Consider the following 24,697-nt stretch of genomic DNA (forward strand, 5'->3'; position numbering starts at 1 on the left):
TATAAAAATGAATATTCTGCTGGTCGGAGGTTCCTGCAGTCTGATAAACAGTATGATCCTGAAACTAAGAAAAGAGGGACACAGAGTTTTTCTGCTGACGGGAGATAAGTATAGACATAATAAATATGAAAGAGTATTTGAAAAATACGAGTTTTCTTATGATTGCGAGAATCTGAATGATATTCTGGAAAGTGTAAATGCAGATGTAACAATTCTTATGGGTGCGTTTGATACAAATTACCGTTGGGATGGGGAGGAAAGAGAGATAGTTCTTTTTATTTCTCATCTTGTCAATATTCTGGTTGCTTATTCAGTAAAAAACAAAAAAAGATTGATTTTTCTTTCTTCAGATGAAATTTATAATGGAAACTACACGGAAGATATAAAGGAAGAAGAACCCTTTTCCGGAGTGGGAATCAGAGCGGATGCACTGTCACAGGCAGAAGAGATCTGCGATAATTTCAGAATCAACAGAAGTCTGGATATTATAACTTTGCGTCTGGATCATCTCTACAATATTCCGAAAGAGAGAAAAGACGTAAATAATATTTGTGCAGATATGTGTCTGAACTGCATGTGTGACGGGCATATTAAGGCAAAAACAGACCATACATTTTCACTTCTCTATGAAAATGATGCAGTAGAGTATATTTACCAGTTTATAAAAACCAGCAACCACAAATATAGTCTTTATAATTTATCTTCTAATGATGTAGTAAGTGAAGTAAAACTTGCAGCTATGATTCAGAAAGCTATGGAAATCGAATCGAATATTGTCGCTTTTTCCGACAGTAATGGAAGATGTGTTTTGTCGGGCAATCGTTTTGAAAGAGAATTTGGAGTTCATGCATTTGGTAATCTTGAGAAGAATATAAAAGACATGGTTTCTTATATGAAGAAACATGAATCTGTTTTCCTGAAGGGGGATGACTTAAAGCTTTCATGGTGGAAAATGCTTTATGAAAAATGGAAATGGCTGATCAGGACACTTTTTCCGTTTTTCGAGAATCTGGTATGTTTTGTTCCGTTTTTCATGATGAATAACAGGACTGTGGGCAGTGAATATTTTGCAAATCTGGATCCGTTTCTTTTGTATGTGCTGCTATTTGCAATTGTATATGGGCAGCAGCAGGCGACGTTTTCTGCAATATTAGCAGTTGCAGGTTATATGTTCCGGCAGATGTATACCAGAAGTAGTTTTGCGGTACTGATAGATTATAACACTTATGTCTGGATCGCACAGCTTTTTATCCTGGGGCTTGTAGTAGGATATATGAGAGACCAGATACGTATCATGCGCCTAGAGAGTCAGGAACTGGAAGAACATTTGCACAGACAGATTGTGGATATCCGGGATATCAATGAAAGTAATGTCCGTGTAAAAGAGGTCATGGAGCAGCAGCTGATCGACCATAAGGACAGTATCGGTAAAATTTACAGCATTACAGCAGGACTGGAACAGCGTATGCCGGATGAGGTTATTTTCTATGCAGTGGAAATGCTGGGAAAACTTATGAAGACAAAGGATGTAGCCCTCTATAATGTGGTCAGTAAAGATTATGCCCGTATCTTTTCTGCAAGTTCCCAAAAGGCGAGAAGTCTTGGAAATTCAATCCGTTACAGGGAGATGACGGACATTTATGATGCATTAAAAGAGCAGAAGGTATATATTAATAAGAAAATGGATGAGCAGTATCCACTTATGGCAAGAGGAATCTACGAAGGTGAAGAGGTACAGATGATCGTTATGATGTGGGGACTAAGCTGGGAAAAAATGACCCTTGGACAAGCCAATTTTCTTACAGTCGTCAGCTATCTGATTCAGAATGCAGTCCTCAGGGCACAGAGATATATGCAGGCACTGGAAGAGAAGCGTTATAGCCAGAATTCCAGAATCCTGGAACCGGAAGCATTTGAGTCCCTGGTTCAGGCATATATGAAGGCAAAACTGAAAAATCTTGTAGAATGTGTATTAATTAAAGTAGATGTTCAGAACTCGGAATATCAAAAAACGGATGAGCAGATGTCCGGATATATGAGGGACAGTGATTACATGGGAATGCTGCCTGATGGAAATCTGTATGTCCTGCTTACTAACACAACCAGAGAGGGTGCTGTTATTGTACAGGACAGATTTGAGAAGAATGGCTATAAAACAGAATACGTGGAGATGATGTCAGTATGTCACAGAGAATGAAGCTGTTTATTTTCCTGCTGATCATAAATCTGATCGTGGTTGTGTTCTATCTGATCTGGAATTATATCCGCAGAAAAGAAAAAATCGGAAGTGTATGGATGAAGGCAGTTATGATGCTTTTATGTCCGGTGACAGGTCCTGCGTTTGTATTCCTGTCATTCCTGCTTTTTAAGTTATTTTCTTCCCAGGGTATGGATTTGTCGGACGTTGTATTTAGCAAAGACAGGAAAGAGAATTTCCACCGTCCTGATGAGGAAATGGAGAGAAATATGGTCTCTTTGGAAGAAGCCCTGGAAGTTACAGATAAGAAGAGCCTTCGTACTTTGATGCTGAATGTGATCAGAGGAGATTACCGCAATTCTCTTGCGGCGATTAATCTGGCATTAAACAGCGAGGATTCAGAGACTGCCCATTATGCAGCATCTGTTCTTCAGGATGTATTGAATGATTTTCGAAGTAAAGTACAGACAGATTATCTTTTATGCCAGGAAGAAAATGAACAGCAGGTGGAAAATTGTATAAAACTTGTTGAATATATGAATCCGATTCTGGAACAGCAGGTACTTACAAATCTGGAACAGCGTTCCATGGCAGAGAGGATGCAGGAGGTGTTGCAAAAAGCCTGGGAACTTGATAAGATAAAAATCAGCAGTACTGTCTATGAAAAGGTCTGCCAGCGCCTGTTGGAAGTAAAGGATTATGAGAAATGCACACTGTGGTGTGACCGGGCAATGGAACAATATCCGGGAGTTTTGTCCAGCTATACCTGTCAGATGAAACTCTATTTCTCATGTGGAAAGAAAGAGAAGTTCTTTCAGGTTATGCAGGAACTTCGAGATTCGGATATTGCGATTGATAATGAAACCCTTGAACTGATCAGAACATTTATGTAGAGTAAAAGGATGAACAGATATGTCAATGACAACTCTGGTTATATTAAGATTTGCAGGTATATTTGCTGCTTATACAGGTTTAACAGTTTTGTTACCTGCGATTATGTTTCGTCGGATACTGGCAGGCAGAGGACTGTCAGAGCAGTTTCTGATGTGTTATACATTTGGAAATTTTTATATTATAAATATTGTGTTTGCAGTCCAGCTTTTGCATATTTCAGGTTTCTGGGCACTTGTATTGTTTACTGCTGTACCAGGGATTCTGATCTGGAGCAGGGTGAACAGGGTTTCTCTAAGAGAACTCTGCATAAAGACAGGAATTATCTGTAAGAAAATACTTCAGGGAAGTATGGGAATGAGGGGGGCTTTATACAGAGTCTGTAACAGGATTAGTGCAGTATTAAAACGCTTAGTCCGTCTGTTTTATTACAAAGTAATCTGTAATACGCTTCAGTGGATTCTGGTAGGGGCAGTTATTATAGCTTTGTTCTGGATTTATGGAAGAAACCTGTTGCTCACTTATGGATATTGTGCTTCAGATATACCGGTACATTTGAACTGGATTAATGAGATGGTCAGAGGAAATCTTTTTTCCGATGGTGTATATCCGTTTGGATTTCACTGTATGATATATTATCTTCATACAGTTTTTAGGGTTGATACGTATGCGATTCTGTGTGTGTTCTATCTTGTACAGGTATTCTTTATTCATATGGTACTTCTTGCTGTGATGAAATTGTTATGCAGATCATTGTATCTGCCATATGCAGGAGTGCTTGTATATATATTGGGAAATCTCTGGGCAAAACAGACATATAGTCGTTTTGGGGCATCACTGCCCCAGGAATTCGGAATGATTTTTGTGATTCCGTCTGTTTACTTCCTGATCAGTTTTTTTCAGACAGAGAAGGAGAAACTGAAAACCAGAGAAACAAAGCTGCTCTCAGGATGCTTTGCACTGGCTTTTGCGCTGACTCTGGCGATTCATTTTTATGGAACTATGATTGCAGGGCTTTGCTGTATTGGAATTGCTGTCGGTTTTTGTCCGCGCTTCCTGAATAAAGAGTATTTTAAACGAATTATGATGACTGGTATTATCAGTGTATTTCTGGCTGTGCTTCCTATGGGGATTGCATTTGCAGGAGGAACACCTCTGCAGGGCTCACTTGGCTGGGGATTAAGCGTCATCAATGGTGGCAAATCAGATACTGAGGATGAAGAAGCTTCTTCAGAGGATATAACCATGGAAGAGATGGCAGCGCGTCTGAATGAAAACTCGAAGAATAATATTAAAAGTAATAATGCGAAATCAATGCAGACAAATATGACGGAAACTCCTGAATCCACTTTTGCAGATAAAGTCAGAGAAATTCCGGAGAAAATAAAAAACACCTGGAATATGATGGCTCAGCGTATCGGGGAATTTATCATAAACTTGCCGGAACAATGGTGTGCATATGCGGTACTTATCGGAATTGCAGTTGTCATTCTGCTTGGTCTGATATTTATTATCCTGCGAAAGACTACTTATGGTGAGATGCTTATGTCAGCAGGATTCTGTATGGGAATTCTCACATTGCTGCTCTGTGCATCAGGGCTCGGACTTCCGATGCTGATGGATCCTGCCAGATGTAGTATTTATTATGTGTATCTTCTGATATTAACGCTGACAGTTCTGATGGATGGAATTCTTTATCTGATTTTTATGCATCGTTTATTTACAATTCCGCGAAATGTGTTATCTTTTATCTTGACTGTGTTCATTGTTGGGAGTATGCTCCATCAGGGAATGATCAAAATGCCGGGATTTGGTTCAGATTATGTATCTAATGGAGCATTGACGTGTCTGTCGAATATTATTAAAGAAAATGAAGACAAGACATGGACGATTGTATCAGCAAATGATGAGACACAGATGGGGCTTGATCATGGCTGGCATTACGAGACAATTACCTTCCTTCGAAATATGGAGTATATGAATAAAGACACTAAATTGATTATTCCGACAAAGAATGTATACTTTTTTATAGAAAAAATCCCGCTGAATTATGCGGTACTTTACTCAGGCAGTGGTCAGTCCATTTCGAAAAAGGCAGCCAGCCAGTCATTACCAAATTCAGGTGGAATAACTATGTATCAGGGAGAGGGAAGATGGATTCTGATGTCCCGGATGTATTACTGGGCACAGGCATTTAAGGAGAGATATCCCAATGATATGAAGGTATATTATGAATCAGAAGATTTTGTGTGTTATGTAATGCCACAAAATATGTATCATCAGTATAATTTTGCAATAGATTACGGTTATAATCAGTTCCGGACACAGGAGGATAAAAATTAATATAATGGTTTCCAAAAGAAAATTTTTCAGTATTACAATCATGATGTTTGTTCTTTTGTTTTTGTTTCAGTTTTCTATGGTTATCAGAGACAGACAGAACACATATGATGTAAATTCAAATTTCACGACAAGGCAGAAAGATGGTAAAAATGTCTGGAAAATTAAACAGATAGATCCTGTGGCTGTCAGAACAACAGACAGAAGCTATGCTCTTTTTGTGGGAGACAGTTCATCGGATATGGCTACAGCCGTAAGCAGATGGTGCATTTATGCAAAGTGGGATATGGCACAGTGCAGAAATCTGGAGGATTACCAGGAGAATGATAAGGCATTGCCGGGGATGCTGATACTGGAATCAGAGAAATATGCACTTGGTGATAATCTGGAAAAATTAGAGAAACTGGAACAAAAAGGTGTGATCATTGTTTTTGGATGTCTGGAAAATCCAAAGAATATTGAAAAAAATCAGGAACTGATGGATTTTCTGGGGATTTATAAGGTTGTGTCTGAGAAAACAAAACTGACAGGTGTGAAACTTTTTGAAGGTCTTCTGCTGGGCGGAGAAGTAGTCTATGAAACTCCGAAGGAAAAAGAAGAGAAAGAACGTCAGGATCTGCAGCTGGAGATACCATGGTATCAGGTAGGAAGCGGTACGAAAACATATATGGTCGGACTTTTGGATCATAGTAAACAAAAAACTCAGGTGGAGAACGAAGATCTTCCTACGATTTTGTGGAGAAATGGAATCAAGGGTGGAAGTGTTTTTTGTATAGTGGGAGACTATATGAAGGACAGCACAGCACTGGGACTGTTGAATGGTATGATAACAGAGGCTTCTGAGTATTATATTTATCCGGTAGTAAATGCCCAGAATCTCTCAATGATTAATTTTCCGGCATTTGCAGATGAGAATGATGAAGAAATGATGAAACTGTACAGTCAGTCTGTGACAGGTATGACCAGAGATATTATGTGGCCATCACTGGTATCCATTGTAGAAAAAGGAAAGCTGAAAATGACCTGCTTTATGCAGCCACAGGCAGATTATGAAGATGGTATAGAGCCGGATACAAAAGATATGATATTTTACCTGAAGCAGATGAAAGAGCAGGAAGCGGAAGTAGGACTTTCTCTTGAGTATAAAAATGCAGGTTCTTTGCGGGAAAAACTGGATCAGGATGCAGACTTTTTTCAGAAATCGGACAGCAGTTATAAATATGGAGCTGCTTTTGCGGAAGAAAGGGATTTGGATACGATAACAGGATTGATGAATACTGAATTGTTGAAAAATGTAAGTACACTGGTATGTGAATATACAGAGAAAGAGCCGGTGGTTTCTTATTGTACGGATTCTGTAACTTTACAGTCTGTGACAAGTGATGGGATGAATTACAGTTATAGTGATGATATTCGGATGAGAAGTATCCAGAGTTCGCTGGCATATACGAATGTTATGTTAAATATGCATGATATTTTCTGGCCGCAGCAGAAAACTGACAGATGGCAGATTATGCAGAAGCATTTTTCCAGTAATATCCTCACCTATTGGAAAAACTTTACAGGTTTTGGCAGTATGACTCTTTCAGAAAGCAACACTAGAATCAGAACTTTTCTGAATCTGGATTTCTCAGAGTCCAGAACAGAGAATGAGATTACGTTGGAAACTTCTGAGAAAGGAAGCTGGTTTCTTCTCAGGACGCATGGAGAAGAAATCGCAGAAATAGAAGGCGGTACAGAAAAGAAAATAGAAGATGGAACTTATCTGATCCAGGCGCAGGATACTACTGTGAAGATTCAGATAAAAACATCAGGACTTCATTATGACAGATAGCTGTTATGACAGAGAGGAAATGAGCAGAAAAGTATGAAAGTTTGTATTGTGGCAGAGGGCTGTTACCCATATGTGGTCGGAGGTGTTTCCGGCTGGATCAACAGTCTGATCAGATCTTTTCCGAATGTAGAATTTATATTGCTGGCAATTGTGGCGAACAGATCCTTCAGGGGGAAATTTGTCTATGAGCTGCCGGAAAACCTTACACAGGTTTATGAAGTATATCTGGATGACTGTGAATGGGAAAGCGGAAACAGAAAAAGAAAATCTTTAAGGCAAGTCCATCTCTCTCATAAAGAATATGACGAAATGCTGAATATGGTGCTGAACCGGAGGACAGACTGGGGTGTGATTTTTGACCTGTTTCACAGAAAGCATCTTTCTGTAGATGCTTTTCTTATGGGAGAGGATTTCTTCAGGATTGCCAGGGAGTGCTATGACCGTAATTATTCAAATATTAATTTCTCGGATTTCCTCTGGACGCTGCGCTCCATTTATCTGCCGATGTTCTGGGCACTGAGAATGGATGTACCGAAGGCGGATTTGTATCATTGTGTGGCCACCGGTTATTCTGGAATTCTTGGAAGTATGGCAAAACATTTTCATGGAAGTTCATTACTGATCTCCGAGCATGGGATTTATACCAGAGAAAGGGAGGAAGAACTGATCAAAGCTTCCTGGGTAAGGGGAGTATATAAGAATATCTGGATTGAACAGTTTAAGAAGATGTCACTTCTTGCATATGAAAAGGCAGATATGGTAACCTGTCTGTATGACCATGCAAAGGACCTGCAGATGGAATTGGGATGTCCGCCTGAGAAGATCAGGGTGACACCAAATGGGATCAATACACAGACGCTTGCAGATCTTCCCGGCAAGACAGAAGAAGAGAAGCAGTTTATCAATGCCGGGGCTGTACTTCGTGTAACTCCTATCAAAGATGTTAAAACCATGATACAGGCATTTGCTTTTGCCAAAAAAAAAGTAAAAAATATGAAGCTCTGGATTATGGGACCGGCAGATGAAGATAAAAAATATGCAAAAGAATGTTATGATCTGGTAGAATCCCTTGGGGTTCAGGATGTGGAATTCACAGGAAGGGTTAATGTAAAGGATTACCTGGGCAAGATGGATTTCACACTGCTTACCAGTATCAGTGAAGGACAGCCTTTGACAATCCTTGAGAGTTATGCGGCTCACAAACCTGTAATTGCCACAGATGTGGGAAATTGCAGGGAACTGATCTATGGAAATAATGACGGATTTGGGGAAGCGGGAATCCTCACACACATTATGAATATAGAAGAGATCGCCCATGCAATGGTTACCATGTCTGTAAATGAGAAAGACAGAAGGTGTATGGGAGAAGCAGGATACAGACGTGTAAATGCACTTTACAGGATTGATCAGATGAAGGAAGTATACAGAGAAATATACAAAGGATTTTCAGACAGACAGAATCTTTCGTGGACAGAGGAACCCTTTCAGATCAGTGTGCATGAAAAGATGATGTAAATGAAATCATAATGTGACTGAGATCGGGATAACAAACATAAGATAAGCAATTACGGGATGGAGAGGACATATGGCAGGAATAGGTGTAAAACTTACAAATATCTATAAAAAGAATACGCTGACTACTGATATCATAGGCGCGGGATACAGTATGGTCGTTACGATCGCCCCCATGCTGCTGGTGATCGGTGCGCTTATGATCATGGAGTATTTTCTGGATTTCTCTTCAGTAGGTTATGTTACAAGAGAACTGTTTTCCTGTACGGTTCTGTATATATTTATTTTTTCCCTGCTTACGTCGTCTCCATTTAACTCTGTATTATCCAAATATATGTCAGATGTGATCTATGAAGAGACATATGAAGATATTTTGCCGTGCTATTATGTGGGCATGCTTTTGAATATTTCACTGAGTGCTCTTGTGGGAATTCCATTCTGTATCCGGGAGTATCTGGTTGGAAAAGTGGATATTATTTATGTTTTTACAGGTTATTGCGGATACATTGCCCTGGTTCTTGTGTTCTATTCTATGTTGTACCTATCTATCTGTAAGGATTACAAAAAAATATCATTCTTCTTTGCCGTTGGTATGACAGTGACAGTGTTTTTATCTTTTCTGCTTGTAAAAGTATTTCATTGGGGTATTACATATGGAATGCTGTTTTCGCTGACAATTGGATTTTGGCTGATCGCCTGTCTGGAAATGTCGGTAGTCCGGAGTTATTTTAAGGAAAACAGTGGAAAATACAGACAGGTTCTGGTCTATTTTAAGGAATATTGGCCGTTGGTGGTTACAAATTTTCTTTACATTTTAGGACTTTATGTACACAATTTTGTTTTCTGGACAACAGATCTTCACATGATAGTAGTAAAATCTTTTGTATGTGTGACAACATATGATATGGCAACCTGTCTTGCAATGTTTACAAATATCTCTGCAAGTGTTATCTTTATCAGTAGAGTTGAGATGTATTTTCATGGCAGATATAAAGCATATTCAGAAGCCGTTATCGGTGGAAGAGGAGCTGATATTGATATTACAAAGAAGGGGATGTTCCGTGCTCTTTCCGAAGAGCTTATGAGTCTTGCCAGAGTGCAGTTTATTATTACGCTGGTGATCTTTCTGATCTGTATGATTTTTCTTCCGCAGCTTGGTTTTGGAGGAATGACAATGAGGATATATCCCTGTCTGGCGTCAGGATATTTTATCTTGTTTCTGATGTATGCGGAGATTATTTTCATGTATTATTTTAATGACATGAAGGGTTGCGTATTGACGGGACTGGTGTTTTGCCTTATCACACTGGTGGGAAGTATAATATCTTCTCATTTTACAGAGATATGGTATGGGGCGGGGCTTGTTGTCGGGAGCTTTGCCGGATGGACAGTGGCTTATGGAAGACTTCGGTGGATGGAGAAACATCTGGATGTCCATATATTTTGTAACGGTCATCTGCTGAAGAAGAAAAAAGGTGATTGTCCGTCACCAAAAGTATTTGACAGATATGAATAGTAAGAAAGGAACGAAAGAAAAAAATGGAAGTGGGAGATATACTGAGGTTATTTGTGATCGTATCAGGAGTGTTTATGGTTGTGAGGGCAATTCTGTCACTTGCAAAGAGAAAGATGACAGAACCATTTTGTCTTGCATGGGTGTTTTTGTCTGCATTAATGATTCTTTCAGGTGCACTTTTAAATCCATCTCAGATGAAGCGTTATGTCAGTACACGTGGACTGATTCTGACTATAATAATTGTGTCAGGTGTTCTGTGGGGATTATGGTTTATCAGTACGCAGGTTTCTATCCTGAAAAGAAAAGATCAGGAGCTTGCCATGCAGGTTTCTTTATTAAACAATGATTACGAGAAAATCATCAAAGAACTGGAAAAATTAGAGAAAGAAAAATAAAAATATGAAAAAAGTACTGTTTGTAATTAATACTCTTGGAGGTGCAGGCGCAGAGAAGGCATTACTGGAACTGCTCAAAAGATTTACCCCGGATCGGTATGAGGTGGATCTGTACGTGCTTCTGGAACAGGGAGAACTGATCAGTCAGGTACCGGGTTATGTAAATATTCTGAACAGGGACTATACGGCAGAATCAGTTCTTTCAGCAGAGGGAAAGAAGAAATTGAACAAAAAAGTCTTTATGCGCCTGTTTACGCATGGGGCGTTGTTTAAAAATATACCATATCTGATAAAGAATGCAGTTGCTATGCTGGGCAGAAAAAAGATATATGCAGATAAGCTTTTATGGCGTGTCATGTCGGACAGTGGTATGAAGCTGAATAAAAGCTATGATATGGCAGTTGCTTATCTGGAAGGTGGGGCTACATATTTTGTCCATGATCATGTTAAGGCCAGGAAGAAGTTCACATTCCTGCATGTTGATTATAAATATGCCGGTTACACCAGAGAACTGGACCGAGATTGTTATCTGGATTTTGACAGGATTTTTACAGTATCAGGGGAAGTAAAGAGTGTATTTGACAGTGTATATCCGGAATGCCGGAATAAAACCTTTATTTTCCATAATCTGATCGACAGAGAGGAAATATACAGAAAATCAGAACTTCCCGGTGGATTCAGTGATACATACACCAGAAAGCGTATACTGACAGTGGGAAGGCTGACTGCACAGAAAGCGTATGAAGTAGCTGTTGATGCGATGAAGCTCCTGAAGGATCAGGGGATAAAAGCACGCTGGTATGTTCTGGGCGAGGGAGAATTACGAAATAAGCTTCAGCAGAAAATAGACAGTCTTGGACTGAAGGAAGATTTTCTGTTGCTGGGTGCGAAGGAGAATCCTTATCCATATTATAAGCAATGTGATCTGTATGTGCATGCGACCCGGTTTGAGGGGAAAAGTATTGCAATACAGGAAGCTCAGGTTCTGGGCTGTACGATTCTGGTATCTGATTGCAGCGGAAACCGAGAACAGGTGGAGAATGGGACGGATGGTATACTGTGTCAGCTTTCACCGGAGGATATCAGCAGGAAGATAGCCGAACTGCTGGGAAATGAAGAGAAATGCAGAGAATATGGAAAAAAAGCTACAGTCCGGATATCCGATGAACAGGGAGATATCCTGAAACTGTTTGAGATAGCATAAGAAGAGAGAGAATAGTATCTATGGAGAACAGAGAAAACGTTGGAAAAGAAGCAAAAAAAGAAGTCCTGATCATTATTCCGGCATACAATGAGGAAAAAACAATCGTTCCGCTTCTGGAAAAACTGGAACAGCCGGAGATAGCGCAGGTTGCAGATGTACTGGTCGTGAATGATGCGTCTCAGGATAAGACAAATCATGTGACTAAAAAGAGAAACCATACGGTGATTACCAATGTATTTAATCTGGGTTATGGGAGTGGTCTGCAGCTTGGTTATAAATATGCGGTGCGTAAAGGATACAGCTATGTTATACAAATGGATGCAGACGGTCAGCATGACGTATGTAACCTTCTGGAAATCTATAAGGAATTGCAGAAAGAGGATGAGAATGGGAAATTGCCGGATATTGTCCTTGGATCAAGATTCATGGAAGGAAGTTCTGGATTTTCGGTTTCATTTGCCAAAAAGATTGCATTTGTATGGTTTCGTATAATGTTGAAAACAGGAACTGGAAGAAGAATTACAGATCCGACTACCGGTCTTCAGGGATTAAACTGGAGAACCTTCCGTTTTTATTCGAAATATAATAATTTTGATGACAAATATCCAGATGCAAATATGCTTATGCAGATGTTGCTTCTTGGGTTCAGGGTCAGAGAAATTCCCGCAGTGATGCATGTAAGGACTACAGGAGTCAGTATGCATTCTGGACTGAAACCAGTACTCTATATGTTCAGAATGACGTTTTCAATCCTGGCTGTGTGGATCAGGGAAAAGATTCTTAAGATGGATGAGGATAAAATACGTGAGCTGGAAAAATATAATGAATAAAAACAACTGGGTATTCCAACAGGTGGAACTCATCGAGAGTAATGTCTGCCTGGAAAATCCAGGCAGAGGATGGTATGGAATCTATACGTTTGTTGTTCAGGATTCCATAAATCCAGAAGAACTGAGATGGAGTCTGAGAGATGGAGAACTTCTTGCACTGGTATTGCTGGATATCAGTATATATCGCAGTATGCAACTGGATGAGAATGCCCTGAATAATATCAGAAGCATTCTCAGTTTTTTTATGTATTACAAAAAAGATGTGATTCTGCGGCCGGTTTATGATCGGGAAGGAAAAGGGCGTGAATGTGAGCCGGATAGTTTTGAACAGGTGCTGGAGCATTTACAGCAGATTGGTGGTTTGCTCCGGGATATGCAACATTCGGTATTCATCTTCCAGGGGATGCTTGCCGGAAGCTGGGGAGAAATGCATGATTCCAGATATCTGTCACCAGAGTGTATCAATCGAATGTGGAACTGTATGCGGCAGTATTTGGGAGATGAGATATATCTTGCTGTACGTACTCCGGCGCAGTGGAGAACTTTGAGAAGTGAAAAAGAATTCAGACAAAAGAAATATGCGCATCTGGCATTATTTGATGATGGGATTCTGGGTTCCATGACTCATCTGGGAACCTTTGGAACTGAACTCAGGGAGGCGGCAGGCTGGGCACAGGCGTGGACAAGAAAAGAGGAAATGGAATTTGTTAATTGTCTTACAGAAGATATGCCATGTGGCGGAGAAGTAGTAGCCTGTACTGAGAACGACAGAATGTATGAGGCAAAGTTCATAGTCAACGAGTTAAAAAAGATGCATATTACTTATTTGGACAGTACCTATGATATGAAAGCACTGGATTTATGGAAAAGTATATCGTGGGATGGATTTGATAATTTGAAAATATGGAAGGGATACAGCCTCTATGAGTATATAGGAGAACACCTGGGATATCGGCTTGTAGTGCGAACTGTGGAGTTGAAACCGATTCGAAGAGGAAGAGCAGAATTTATGTTTGAAATTGAGAATACCGGGTTTGGAAGGGTATTTCAGGAAACAGAATTGTTTCTGATAATGAAAAACAGGAATGAGACCAGAGAAGTTCCGATATCCATGGATATGAGAAAAATCCAGGCAGGAACCAGGATATGTGGAAAAACAGTGATTAAATTAATGGAGGGCAGAGTATCCTTGAAACTTCAGAGAAAAAAAGATGGACGGATCATTCATTTTGCAAATAAAAACAGTACAGACACCCTTTACCTGGGAAGTCTGCATTGTGGAAAAATTTATCTTAGTGAAGAATAAGAGTACCTACAGGAACTGTCTTGCTGTTTTCTGCCCCCTGATTGGCAAAGTGGATAGAATTTTTTGTGTATGGATCTTCCATACGCAGTGAAATGGAGTAAGTTCCTTTTCTCAGGGAACGGATATCCAGATCTGTTTTAAATGTGGAGCAGTCATTGCCTGCTATGGTACGGTTGTCAATATTTGTTTCTATTTTCTTTGATTTTTCGGTACTTTCATCAGTGAGGAACAGAACAGTATCGAATCTGGTATATGCGGAAGAAAATCCTGTGTTTGCAATTGTTATATAAAGAGAGGCTGTGTCACTCAGGACGGAGTGAAAATCAACAGAGGATTCTTTCATAACATACCGATAACCAAGGTGTGTACTTATATAATCGTACCCTGTACATCCGGAAAAAACGTCTGTCCGTGATCCTGTATAAGTGGAATTCTTCCATTTATCCAGAACTGCGGGATCGTGTTCGGAATTCAGGTAAGATATATGCATCTGTGAAAGGTCGGCAATCGCATTGTCCAGATCGTTATATTCATTATCAACTGTAACCTCACCCCCATTAGGAACATATTGGCAGAGTTTGTACTGGAAAAGAAGTTCCTCACTTCGTGTGCCTTGCTCATCCAGATTACTGTCCGGCTGTAAAGGGGTATCATCGTAAGTACCCAGATCATAAACAGAACCAAGCATGCCGTCATTAAAAAGACTGAGTCTTGCCTGCAGGCTGCCATTGCCGGCATCTGTACTGGACAGGGGTGTTCTGGTGCGGAGTATGCCACGCAGCTGACCAGGAGTGCGGACTGCCAGAAAAATATCAGAGGAAATATTCTGATTAAGTTCTTCTATAATCTGTCTTATCTGATTAATATCTCCGTAATTGGAATGATTCATTTCTCCAGTATTTCCTGTCAGAGTACCCTGAAGAATATAAACACAGTCTGCATATTTGTTGACAGTAGAAGAAATCTGGGAAATATGATTCTTTATCTGAGGCAGGTCAGATGGTTCCGTGGACAGAGCCTGTCCATCCCAGTCATACAGAAAACGGAGGATAACTTGTTTTTTTGCCTGAACACATTCTTCCAGTATTTTATCCAACTGATTTTTGGCATTTGTGCTTATGCTGGTATTGGAGTAATTTTTCAGATTAATCTCCAGAAGCATCAGAGGATATGGATTGGAAGCGCAACTTTTTCTGCACCAGGCAGCAGATTTCTCCGGCTTCTGATTATCTGAAAGAATGTATCCGCTCAACTGATAGAAACCACGATATGGGTTGTCCAGTTCACGGGAGGATTCTTCTGTTATTGCAGGAGTGTATTTTACATTTAGCCGTCTGATGGAGATTATGTGGTAGAGACATAATACAGCCAGCACCGAGCAGACAACAAAAAAAAGACTGTGCAGGATGATTGATGATTTTTTTTTCATGAATATTTGCTCCTTAAAAATATCTATACATATAACTATGAATTGACTATAATGTATTATAACCGAAAAGAAAGGATAAGTGAAGATTGAAACAGAAATCAAGGACAGAATATTCTGTTATGAATACGACAGTAGCTTTTTTGGCACAGACATTGGCAATTTTTATGGGTTTTTTTACAAGAGTTGTTTTTACCAGGACTCTCAGTGAAGGTTATGTAGGAATTAATGGTTTGTTTACAGATATATTAAATATATTGTCTTTGTCAGAACTTGGGGTCGGAACAGCAATCACATATGCTCTTTACGCTCCTATAGCCAGAAGAGATATAAAAAAACAACAGATTCTGATGCGGATGTTTCGGAATTTCTACAGGATAACAGCGGGCTTTGTTCTGCTTGCCGGCTTATGCCTGATACCATTTCTGGATATTTTGATGAAGGATCGTCCAGATGTGAATCATCTGATTATAATTTATCTTCTGTATCTGCTTAATTCCGTTGTTTCGTATTTATTGATTTATAAAAAAACACTGGTAGATGCCCATCAGATGAATTATATTACGGTGATGTATCATAATGGTTTTCTTGTACTACAAGATATCCTTCAGATTATGGTATTGTTTTTGACACGAAACTTTATCCTGTTTCTTGTTATTGCGGTTGTATGTACCATAATCGGAAATATCTGTATGTCCCGAAAGGCAGACAGGCTGTTCCCATATCTGAAAGAACCGTGTAAGGAGCAGCTTCCACAGGAAGAACGTCATGATATTTTAAGGAATGTAAAGGCAATGCTGATGCATAAAATTGGTAATGTAGTAGTAAATAATACAGATAATCTGCTGATCTCAAGTTTTGTGGGAATTATCAGTGCAGGGATTTATTCCAATTATTATCTGATCATAGGATCAGTCAGGCAGGTTCTGGAGCAGGCAATGCTGGGAGTTGCGGCAAGTGTGGGAAATCTTGGTGTGACGGAAGAGAACGAAAAGATAGGACGGATTTTTGACAGTCTGTTTTTTATAGGGTACTGGCTGTTTGGTTTTGCAGGTGTCTGTTTGCTGGAACTGCTGAATCCTTTTGTGAAGCTGGCATTTGGTAAAAAATATTTATTTCCAAAGGAAATTGTTTTGATACTGTGTATTAATTTTTTTATTAATGGGATGAGACGTGCAGTGCTGATTTTTAAGGAATCTATGGGACTGTTCTGGAATGATCGGTACAAAGCGATAGCTGAAGCAGTGTTAAATCTGGTAATTTCCATTCTGCTGGTTACATATTTTGGTGTGGCAGGAGTATTTGCAGGTACATTCTGCAGTACAGTACTTACTTCTGTATGGGTAGAACCCTATGTGATTTATAAATACAGACTGAAAAAGCCTGTTACCGGTTTCTTTGTAAAATATGCAGGATATCTGGGGGTGATGGCTGCAGTATGGGGAATAACGGAATATTTTTGCAGATTTATTTCCGGACAGGCATTTATGATTCTGGTATGCAGACTGGGAATCTGCCTGATTGTGCCGAATATTTTATTGTGGTTTGCTTACAGGAGAACTGCAGAGTGGAAAGTATTATGGAATTTACTGAAAAAAATTGTAGAAAAAGTTTTTACAGGAGATAAAAGATGACAGCTTTGGAAAAACAGCAGAAAAAGATTTCTGTGATCATACCCGTATACAATGCAGAAAAGTACATCAGAGAAACTCTGGACAGTATTATAAAGCAGAGTTATAAAAATCTGGAAATTATATTGATAGATAATGGATCAAAGGATAGAAGTCCTGATATTATACAGAAATATGAAGCAAAATACCCGGAGATCCATATGATTGAAGGATCGGGAAAGGGTCCAGGAGCTTCAAGAAACAGAGGGCTGAAGCTTGCGAAGGGTGACTACATTGTGTTTGCCGATGCAGATGATTATCTTCCTGATAAGGAGATATTCTGTAAATATATAAATCTTGCAGAGCAGACAGATGCGGATATTGTTGTCAGCAATTATGCAAGATTGTGGAAAGATAAAATATTGCCGGCTACTAAACATCAATCATTTGCATTATGTAGTCCATCATCTGAAGAATTTAGATTTCAGGGATTTTTCTCAGTAGGAACACTTTCTTATGCGTGGGGGAAATTATACAGAAGAGAGTTCCTGAGAAATCATCAGATTTATTTTGCGGATCTTTCTTATGCAGAAGATAAACTGTTTAATATGCAATGTTATATCTGTGATGCGAAGTATGCATTTCTGGAAGATATAGGGTATATTTACAGAAAAAATGATATGTCAGTTTCCTGGCAGTATCGTCCGGATTCTGTAGAAAACTGGTTCAAACTTGTATATGAACTGAAAAGCTGGATAGAGAAAGAAGACAAGGATCCGAAAGAATATACTTCACTGATTGGATATTTGCTTATTTTTGCGGCATTTTTTGACGGAAAAATGGAATATATGCAGCATAAAAAATCTCTGTGGGCTGTCAGAAAGGTTCTTAAGAAATATGGAAGCAATCCGATGGGGAGAAAGGCTTTTACAGAGTTGGCAGACAGAAGGAAAAAACTGCAGATCACGCAAAAATTGTGGAAGATTATGATCCGGACATTTTCATTGGGAATGAAATGGAGATGGTATCTGTTGATGTCTGTGGGAATAAAGATCTTGGTTTCCTGCCGGGTAGATGAAAGACTTTCTGATACTGGACTAAGGAAAAAGTAAAGACAGTGGCTCCTGGTCAGAAGTCACTGTTTTCAAAAATATGGATTAATTTTGTCTTCTGATTGATTTTCTTAAAGCTGTGAAGGGTCTGGTGGAATGTTGTATTTCGTACTGTGTAAGTGTTGCGGATAAAACAGATAAATGTGATACACCAGAGTGCAGGCCAGAGGACTGGATAATGGCTGGCTTTTGGAAAGCGGACCTTCATCTGGATGTGTCCTTCTTTGAAATAAGTAAGGAAGTTAACCTTCTGATACGAACTGCTTCCAACCAGTGACTGGGAAATATCGGTTCCCATATCGCCGTCTTTAAGAATCTGTATTATGAAATCATGGCAGTCGTGTGGATTGTACTGTGTCCGGGCGTCTATAGAATCCGGAAGACCTAGATATTTCCTGCAGCATTCCAGAATGATTTCGTACAGATGGATGATGCGGGATTCTCTGCACCATTCATGAATCTGCCGGAAATTGATTTCTTTTTCATGACGCTTCAGATAAAAGGTAAAATCACAGAGAAGGCGGATACCGAATCCGCTGTACAGATAATGCTTCAGCATATGATGAATCATATAGAAAGTATATTCTGTAGGCGGCAGGACTGTGTAAGTATATCCGTGGATTGTCTGGGTGGATGCCTTCAGACATTTCGGTGAGAAGACAGAATCCACAAGTTTGTTGGCGGGGCTGTACTGGTACTGGCCAACTACACGATAGTGAAGCTCCAGGAGAAAACGGCGCCCGGTTTTGGAAAATATATAACGGTAGGTTACATGGTGGTCACTGAGTTCATCCTCAGAGATATATCCGTTGCTTTCAAGAATTGCCTGTGCTCTGGTGAGGTCAGAAGGATCAGCCAGATACAGGTCAAGATCTCCAAGCTTACGATATTCAGGAACCGGATAGCAGTCAGCCAGACTCAGACCCTTCAGAAGATAACAGTCAATATTGTTCTTTCTTAAAAGAGAGACGGTAAGCCGGGTGAAATGCTCAATCTGATAATAATTCAGCATCATGCCTTTTACCTGCTGCTTCATGGCAGGATAGACAGAAGCAGACCGGAGATATGGCAGTACAAATGGGACAGTACAATGTTCCTGCGCCAGTTTTGCCAGAGCAGGAAGGTCTTCCGGATGTACGGAAACAGAATGATCAGAACCGGTGCAGATATTTTTTATTATTTTCAGATAGGTATTGTATATTCGTTCCATAGGAGTCTCCCGAAAGTGCGTAAAATTGGTACCGTTCAGAGATTGAATGGCAGTAATAAATAATAGTAAGTATATCATGTTATTGCGTGGAAATAAAGGAAAAGGAAGAGAAAAAGGGAAAATGAAAAAGACAGAAGGTTATGTAGTCAGGAGACTGGAGGATGAATATCTCGTACTTCCGTCAGGAAGAAGAACAGAAGAAGTCAATGAGGTGATCTCATTGAGCGAAACGGCAGGCTTTATTTATATGCACGCGGAACGGGCAGAGAATGTTTATGAACTGACACAACTGGTAGCAGAAGAGTATGAGATAGAGCCTGCTGAGGTTCTTGAAGATGTAAGGAATGTAGTCCTGACTTTGCAGAAAAAAGGAATTCTCCTATGAAAAATGGATGATCATGAGTGATGAAGCTTTCTGAGAAATGCTGACAGTTTAAAACAGAAGGGGCGAACAGGCAGCATAAAAAGCCACAGGGAAGAAACAAATTTGTAGAAAGGATTTCCTACAGTAAATTCTCTGCTGTTACGATTTACAGCAATCAGTTTTCCGATAATCTGATCCTGACGCAGAGGACCTTCCACTTCGTATTGGTTGTCACCCACCATATAAAAGCCGTCAGATGTTATCCGGCAGATGCGGTGAAGCACGAGGATACCCTGATCACGCCTGTAGAGGACTACATCATTCCTGTGGCAGTCTGTGCCGTCTGTCTGCTGGATCAGTGCTTCATCCCGTCCGGGAATAAAGAGAGGGTACATGCTGTAACCCTGAGGCTTGATGCGGATAATATTTCCCTCCCGGAGAAGCTGTTCCAGATCGATTTTAACTGGGTCTGATGTTGTGTTATTCATAGTATCTGTCCTTATTCCTGTTATAATACGCCTGTTCAGAAATAAAGTTCTGAACAGGCGTATTATAACATTAAGAAAACAAAAGGACAACAGAAAGTGTTTTCCTGTCGTAATAAAATAAAAAATCAGTATGTTTTGTGTAAGAATACTTGACTTTCTGAGGGGATATAGATAGGATAAAGAGAAAGATAAAACCAATGTAAAGGTCATATTTCAGGAAAGGATAATTAATTATGAAAACATATAAGAAGCCGGTAGTAACTGTTGACGCAGGAATGGCAGAGGGTGTTTATGCAGCAAGTGGTGCCAAGGGAAAATTAAATGTAGTATATCATGGTGTATGGGACAGATGGGGAACTAATGGCGGCAAGGGTCTGGCAATGGCAGACTGGTCAGGTATTAATGGAACCATTACTTTAAATATCACTTTTAATGATACAGTAGATCAGGTTGAGACAGATAATGCTTCTGTGCAGGCATCCTGTTCAGGTAAGACTGCAACATTCACATTTGCAAGTACAGTATCAAATTCGCTGACTATTGGAGTTCATCTGAATCATGGAACAAGCATTGATGATCTCAAGATGACAGGATTTACTTATTCTGTGAACTAAAGAGAATATCCACCTGACAAGAAAAGGGATTGAGTTAGAGTGTTTAACTCAATCCCTGAAATTGATTTTAAAACGTTTGTATCATTTCATGAATTTCCACGTCATTTAGTATCTCACATTTCTTATCCCGTATCGCATAAACCCTGTTACAGATATTCAGAACCGTAGGCCTGTGTGTAGTTACAATGCAGGTTCTGGGGTAGGTATCCTGCATGATATTTCGCAGGACTTTTCGCTCAGTAGTTACATCCAGTGCGGAGGTAGCCTCATCCAGCAGCAGGATCGGTGATCTGCGCAGTAATGCTCTGGCAATGGAGAGCCTCTGTGCCTGACCTTCGGAGAAACCTCCGCCCCGTTCCTTAACGATGCTTTCAATTCCATCCGGGAGTTTTTCCACAAAATCCCATGCACAGGCGAGTTTCAGCGCTTCAATAATTTCTTCATCTGTAGCATCCTGTTTCACATTTCGCATATTTTCTGCAATTGTTCCTGAAAACATTGTATTTCCCTGTGGCACATAGGAGAATAACTTCCTTGTAGAAGGGGACATATCAATCATGTGTTCATGATCTGTTCCGGCACATATATGAGAAGAACCCTCCTGCGGTGTCAGAAGAGACAGGATCAGGCGCAGCATAGTTGTCTTACCTTCACCGGAAGGTCCTACCAGAGCCACGATCTCATGAGGATAAGCCTCTATGGAAGCATTGGCGAAAACAGCAGTACCATTATGATAGGTATAACTGAGATCCTGCATGTTCAGACCGATTCCTTCTGACTTATGCTGCTTTTCGAAGTTGCGTACAGCAGAATCCTGACTGTAGTCCTCCTGCGGCATTTCCACGATATCCATCAGTCTTCCTGCCGAAATAGTCAGTGAGATGGCTGACGGAATCAGACTTACCAGAGAATTTACTGAACTTGTCAATGTACCGGACAAAGACAGAAACATGGTCATAGTTCCGTAACTGATCGCATTGCTCCATACACGGTAAATTCCCCATCCATAACAGCTGTAGGATACGATAAATCCGATAATGGACATGAGAACAGAAGTCAGAATGGACATCTTCTGGAAGTCCAGTCTCATGTTAACATAATCTTTCTGAAGAGATTTCAGTTTCTCTGTATAAAAGTGAATCAGGTCGAAAGCCTTGATCGTCTGGATATTGGAGAAAGCTTCCTGGTTAAATCCATAAAGCTTTGCATTCATAGCCGCACTTCTCTGGTTGTTATCACGCATTCGTTTCAGCAGCGGCTTTGAAAGCAGAGCACTGAAGGGAATTCCAAGCAGAGCAAAAAGTGCGAAAGTAGGGTCATAATAAAGCACGATTGCCAGTGCACTGATAAAACGAAAAGTATAAATGATCAGGTTGGGAATCCAGTTCAGGATTCCGCTTGAAATATTGGAGGCATCGGAACTCCAGCGTGTCACCAGATCTCCGGTGTGGTAATCGGTCAGGGATTCCCAGTCAGTTACCAGCATTTTGGCAAAGATGTCGTTCTTGATTTCGGAGTCCACCTTCAGGTTAATGAAAGTAGAGGCATATCCGGATGCCTGCGAAACCAGAATGTTTGCGACAGAGAAGCCGATCATTGCGGCAAAGGTACTTACAAGTTTCCCGGTCTGGTGTCCGGTAATAATATCTACCAGATCTCTGGAAATCAGACTGGAAACCAGAGAGACACCTGTTCCGACCAGACCAAGCAGTGTATACAGGATCATGGCTTTCCAGTAACGTCTGCCGTACTGATAGATCCATAATGTCTGTTTCCACATTTTTTTCAGGGTTCCCTGTTTCAGGTGCTTCCAGATCAGGAGTATTTTTTCTTTCATTGCAGCTTCTCCAGTTGATCAATGGTATTTTTCATCACACAGGCGGCAGAAGAATTCTTTGTACAGAGAAGATGTAGTACCGGCACGCGGTCAGCGATTTCCCCGGCAAAGAAAAGATTTTCTGAAAGCTGGCGTTCAGTCCATGCAGGGGAGATCATGCGCTGCATGACACGGAGGACTTTTTCCGAAGGATTTAACTCTTCCAGATAATCTGTCTGCAGGTCGCGCCCAAGGAGGACAATTCCTCCGAGTTCATATGCTTCGGCAGTAAAAATCCCGGAAGTTCCGCACCAGGGGATGCCATAGACGATGATATGATCCTCCTTTAATCCAAGAAGATTCAGGTCTCCATTTAAGTACGGTGTGTCAAAAAGCTCATGCCACAGAGCAGTGTGTGTGGATTTTCCCATTCCGGAATGACCGGAAAACAGCCATGCTTTTCCCTGATAGAGAACAGAAGCTGAGTGGATTGCAAACAGTCCGTTTCTTTGTGCTGTAAAAAGGAAAAACAGCCGTATGGCGTGAAATAAATTTTCTATATTTGTTTCAGAAACCTGCGGGTGGCAGTAAATCCGTACATAAGTACTATCTTTCAGCATATGAGCTTCGTAAAGATTCTGCATCTGTGGAAAAAGGACAACATAACGGTCGGGATTTTCAAAAACAGTCATTTCAGAATTCTGCAGAAGAACCTGTCCGTAACAACGGCTGGGCGGAGGCGTGGTGACCAGTTCGATTTCCTGTGAGGTATCATCATCCGAAAATTCATGATAAAAAGGTTTGAAATTTGGGGAAATCAGTTCTGCAGAACCGTATAGTTTTATGCAGATTCCTGCGATTATCATAGAGACAGAAGGGATTGTTGAAATCAGGTGGAGATCTTCTGTGATCATTCCCATGGCTGTAAGCTGTGTCAGAAAATCTGTCACATCTTTCAGAAGTTCAGGATAATAAGACTCATCCAGTTGATAAGTCCTGGCAAGTATTTCTGCCAGTTGCTGCGGTTCGGCACCTTCATGATGCTGAAGTACATTCCACAGGAAAGTACTGGTCTCATTCAGCACAAAGCCTTTTTTCAGATCGGCAATCTGCTGACCATAAGGTAAGAGATAATTGATACCTTTGATTTTTCGAAGTGTATATCCGGGCTGACAATTGAACATGATAAAAAAGATTCCTTTCTTTTTCAAAGCCAAATCTTGTAAACTTATATATGTGTTGTGATGTCTGTGACTATAGCAAATTATAACACTGAGGAGGGAAGAAATACAAGCTATTTCCAATTGATGTACAAAAGTATATAAGAGGCATGATGCAATATTTAGTAGAGAACGGGGTAGATATGTTGTATATTCAAAACAATGTGATATACAAGATAAATAAGAATAATTGAAAATAAGAGTATCAAGCAGAGTTTCTAAAATAAGCTAGGAATTTTAAAATAAACATTTGGAATGAATTGAAAAAAGAAGTGTTGTGATATAACATATGAAGGGGAAAAGCGAAGGTTCGAATCCTTCGGTACCCATTAGGAAGTGAATTAAAGATATATTAAAAATACTTGGAGGAAAAGATGGGAAAATACTTTGGAACAGACGGTTTTCGCGGTGAAGCGAATGTAAATTTGACAGTAGACCACGCACGTAAGGTAGGCCGCTTTTTAGGCTGGTATTATGGTCAGTTAAAGAAACAGAGAGGGGATGATATACCGGCAAAGGTTGTCATCGGTAAGGATACACGCCGTTCAAGCTATATGTTTGAGTATGCGTTGGTTGCCGGGCTTACAGCCTCAGGTGCAGATGCGTATCTTTTGCATGTAACAACAACTCCTTCTGTGGCTTATGTAGCAAGAACAGAAGATTTTGATTGTGGTATTATGATTTCTGCCAGCCATAATCCATACTATGATAATGGTATCAAGCTGATTAATGGCAATGGAGAAAAGATGGATGAAGCTACAATTAATCTTGTAGAAGCTTATCTTGATAGCGAGTTGGAAGTATTTGGTCGG

19 protein-coding genes and 1 pseudogene are annotated in these 24,697 nt (G+C 40.1%); 15 read left to right on the forward strand and 5 right to left on the reverse strand.

All coding sequences use genetic code 11. From position 1 onward, the window contains the following. The first annotated feature begins 7 nt into the window (after positions 1-7). The 10 genes from EUBHAL_RS11120 (at position 8) to EUBHAL_RS11165 (ending at position 14,025) form a co-directional block, all read left to right on the forward strand. Positions 8-2,197 carry an NAD-dependent epimerase/dehydratase family protein gene (locus EUBHAL_RS11120; protein WP_005349543.1) on the forward strand — a complete coding sequence of 730 codons (2,190 nt, stop codon included), beginning with the start codon at positions 8-10 and terminating at the stop codon, positions 2,195-2,197. Continuing rightward, complete coding sequence (locus EUBHAL_RS11125; protein ID WP_242648785.1) at positions 2,182-3,090, forward strand: hypothetical protein; 909 nt, start codon at positions 2,182-2,184, stop codon at positions 3,088-3,090. Before EUBHAL_RS11120 ends, EUBHAL_RS11125 begins: the two co-directional genes overlap by 16 nt. A 19-nt stretch (positions 3,091-3,109) precedes the next feature. Then, a complete protein-coding gene (locus EUBHAL_RS11130; RefSeq protein ID WP_044923180.1) occupies positions 3,110-5,431 on the forward strand; it encodes a hypothetical protein in 2,322 nt (773 codons plus the stop codon). A 4-nt stretch (positions 5,432-5,435) separates the two neighbouring features. Then, positions 5,436-7,262 carry a DUF2194 domain-containing protein gene (locus EUBHAL_RS11135; protein WP_005349548.1) on the forward strand — a complete coding sequence of 609 codons (1,827 nt, stop codon included), beginning with the start codon at positions 5,436-5,438 and terminating at the stop codon, positions 7,260-7,262. Positions 7,263-7,295: 33 nt separating this feature from the next. Continuing rightward, on the forward strand, positions 7,296-8,777 hold the full coding sequence (gene pelF, locus EUBHAL_RS11140; RefSeq protein WP_005349549.1) for a GT4 family glycosyltransferase PelF: 1,482 nt from the start codon (positions 7,296-7,298) through the stop codon (positions 8,775-8,777). Positions 8,778-8,847: 70 nt separating this feature from the next. Then, the gene (gene pelG, locus EUBHAL_RS11145) at positions 8,848-10,290 is read left to right on the forward strand and encodes an exopolysaccharide Pel transporter PelG (RefSeq protein ID WP_005349550.1); all 1,443 of its coding nucleotides are present in this window, start codon (positions 8,848-8,850) and stop codon (positions 10,288-10,290) included. A 53-nt stretch (positions 10,291-10,343) separates the two neighbouring features. Beyond that, positions 10,344-10,685, forward strand: a complete 342-nt coding sequence (locus EUBHAL_RS11150; protein WP_242648786.1) for a hypothetical protein — start codon at positions 10,344-10,346, stop codon at positions 10,683-10,685. Positions 10,686-10,689: 4 nt separating this feature from the next. Next, positions 10,690-11,889: a glycosyltransferase gene (locus tag EUBHAL_RS11155; protein WP_005349552.1), complete on the forward strand. Its 1,200-nt coding sequence runs from the start codon at positions 10,690-10,692 to the stop codon at positions 11,887-11,889. 20 nt (positions 11,890-11,909) lie between these two features. Next, positions 11,910-12,719 carry a glycosyltransferase family 2 protein gene (locus EUBHAL_RS11160; RefSeq protein WP_005349553.1) on the forward strand — a complete coding sequence of 270 codons (810 nt, stop codon included), beginning with the start codon at positions 11,910-11,912 and terminating at the stop codon, positions 12,717-12,719. Beyond that, complete coding sequence (locus EUBHAL_RS11165) at positions 12,712-14,025, forward strand: DUF4832 domain-containing protein (protein WP_005349554.1); 1,314 nt, start codon at positions 12,712-12,714, stop codon at positions 14,023-14,025. The genes EUBHAL_RS11160 and EUBHAL_RS11165 overlap by 8 nt, the downstream gene beginning before the upstream one ends. On the opposite strand, the gene EUBHAL_RS11170 is transcribed toward EUBHAL_RS11165, so the two are convergent. Next, complete coding sequence (locus EUBHAL_RS11170) at positions 14,012-15,454, reverse strand: DUF4832 domain-containing protein (RefSeq protein ID WP_242648787.1); 1,443 nt, start codon at positions 15,452-15,454, stop codon at positions 14,012-14,014. The genes EUBHAL_RS11165 and EUBHAL_RS11170 overlap by 14 nt on opposite strands. 119 nt (positions 15,455-15,573) lie before the next feature. Here EUBHAL_RS11170 and EUBHAL_RS11175 point away from each other — a divergent pair, with 119 nt between their 5' ends. Further along, a complete protein-coding gene (locus EUBHAL_RS11175) occupies positions 15,574-17,085 on the forward strand; it encodes a lipopolysaccharide biosynthesis protein (protein WP_005349561.1) in 1,512 nt (503 codons plus the stop codon). Continuing rightward, a complete protein-coding gene (locus EUBHAL_RS11180; RefSeq protein ID WP_005349562.1) occupies positions 17,082-18,173 on the forward strand; it encodes a glycosyltransferase family 2 protein in 1,092 nt (363 codons plus the stop codon). The genes EUBHAL_RS11175 and EUBHAL_RS11180 overlap by 4 nt, the downstream gene beginning before the upstream one ends. A 16-nt stretch (positions 18,174-18,189) precedes the next feature. Here the strand turns inward: EUBHAL_RS11180 and EUBHAL_RS11185 are convergent, their stop codons facing one another. Beyond that, on the reverse strand, positions 18,190-19,383 hold the full coding sequence (locus tag EUBHAL_RS11185; protein ID WP_242648788.1) for a nucleotidyltransferase domain-containing protein: 1,194 nt from the start codon (positions 19,381-19,383) through the stop codon (positions 18,190-18,192). Between the two features lie 46 nt (positions 19,384-19,429). Here EUBHAL_RS11185 and EUBHAL_RS11190 point away from each other — a divergent pair, with 46 nt between their 5' ends. After that, complete coding sequence (locus EUBHAL_RS11190; protein ID WP_081452299.1) at positions 19,430-19,768, forward strand: PqqD family protein; 339 nt, start codon at positions 19,430-19,432, stop codon at positions 19,766-19,768. An 11-nt stretch (positions 19,769-19,779) separates the two neighbouring features. On the opposite strand, the gene EUBHAL_RS11195 is transcribed toward EUBHAL_RS11190, so the two are convergent. Continuing rightward, on the reverse strand, positions 19,780-20,235 hold the full coding sequence (locus EUBHAL_RS11195) for a S24/S26 family peptidase (protein WP_005349570.1): 456 nt from the start codon (positions 20,233-20,235) through the stop codon (positions 19,780-19,782). A 233-nt stretch (positions 20,236-20,468) separates the two neighbouring features. Between EUBHAL_RS11195 and EUBHAL_RS11200 the strand changes: the two genes are divergently transcribed. After that, the gene (locus EUBHAL_RS11200; RefSeq protein WP_005349572.1) at positions 20,469-20,849 is read left to right on the forward strand and encodes a hypothetical protein; all 381 of its coding nucleotides are present in this window, start codon (positions 20,469-20,471) and stop codon (positions 20,847-20,849) included. Positions 20,850-20,916: 67 nt separating this feature from the next. Here EUBHAL_RS11200 and EUBHAL_RS11205 read toward each other — a convergent pair whose 3' ends face one another. Continuing rightward, on the reverse strand, positions 20,917-22,686 hold the full coding sequence (locus tag EUBHAL_RS11205; RefSeq protein ID WP_005349575.1) for a peptidase domain-containing ABC transporter: 1,770 nt from the start codon (positions 22,684-22,686) through the stop codon (positions 20,917-20,919). Next, a complete protein-coding gene (locus EUBHAL_RS11210) occupies positions 22,683-23,849 on the reverse strand; it encodes a PqqD family protein (RefSeq protein ID WP_242648789.1) in 1,167 nt (388 codons plus the stop codon). The genes EUBHAL_RS11205 and EUBHAL_RS11210 overlap by 4 nt, the downstream gene beginning before the upstream one ends. A 410-nt stretch (positions 23,850-24,259) precedes the next feature. On the opposite strand from EUBHAL_RS11210, the pseudogene EUBHAL_RS11215 reads away from it, so the two are divergent. Beyond that, positions 24,260-24,697: pseudogene (locus EUBHAL_RS11215) on the forward strand (phosphoglucosamine mutase); the annotation flags it as partial.

It is taken from the genome of Anaerobutyricum hallii DSM 3353 (assembly GCF_000173975.1).
GTDB classification, from domain to species: domain Bacteria; phylum Bacillota; class Clostridia; order Lachnospirales; family Lachnospiraceae; genus Anaerobutyricum; species Anaerobutyricum hallii.